An 829-nucleotide genomic window follows, 5' to 3' on the forward strand; every position below is an offset into this window, starting at 1 on the left:
GATGTTAATGGAGACATATTATGAACATTTTTACTAAAAGTGCACTGATTTTACTAGCGGCTTCTTCAATGGCAACAACTGCTTTTGCGGCACAAGGTGATGGGACTTACGGCAGTATTTCTCGTTCGGAGTCTCAAATCAACACTCTGACATCACAAATTGAACATCTAGGACAAAGCGTTGATACTAGCGCTGACGTCAATGCCGCTCTTAGTCCAACAGCTAAAGCTGCAGCATTAAATGCCAAAGTGAGCGATTTAAGATTGCAACTGAGCGCTTTACAAGCTCAACGCTCTGAGTAATCTCTGAATATGAGTTATCGATAAAAGGCCAAATTTAATTTGGTCTTTTTTTTGCTTCAAATTCTTATATAGCCCTCAGTTCTTTAGATAGCCCTCAGCTCTGAAATTACCCCATCTTAGAATAACTTTGTTTAACTTCTCTTAATCCAGGTAATTGGCAACGATCAATTCAAACCCCTTATCTCTTGATTCGACTGTTTGCCCATAAGTAAAGAAGGCTCTATGTGTTACGGCACTGAGAAGCGTCTCCGCTTGTTTGTCGTCGTTATTTGATTTTAGCTAAGTCTTGCTATGTCTCTTCTATAGATGGTGCTGATATTAACCCACATGAAGACTTAATCTCGATCGTTTTATTTTTTGAAGAATGGGTTTTTCAGTGGATATTCAAGTTAATTGATCTGTTAGGTTTAGTTATGTATACAGGTGGTCTTAATTCTCCCTTTTTTGCATTTATATTTGAAAAGTTGGATGTAAAGAGATACCGCTCTTTGGTATCTATTTATTTTTATTTTAAGTGTTATTATTTA

1 protein-coding gene is annotated in these 829 nt (G+C 36.8%); it reads left to right on the forward strand.

The window, feature by feature from the left end:
• Positions 1-20: 20 nt before the first annotated feature.
• Positions 21-302, forward strand: a complete 282-nt coding sequence (locus V6259_RS19515) for a FlxA-like family protein (protein ID WP_341585949.1) — start codon at positions 21-23, stop codon at positions 300-302.
• The last annotated feature ends 527 nt before the right edge of the window (positions 303-829 follow it).

This window comes from Marinomonas sp. TI.3.20 (assembly GCF_038155025.1).
Classification (GTDB): domain Bacteria; phylum Pseudomonadota; class Gammaproteobacteria; order Pseudomonadales; family Marinomonadaceae; genus Marinomonas; species Marinomonas flavescens.

Coding starts and splice junctions, on each gene's coding strand:
- V6259_RS19515 (WP_341585949.1), top strand. CDS start 21: ATGAACATTTTTACTAAAAGTGCACTGATTTTACTAGCGGCTTCTTCA.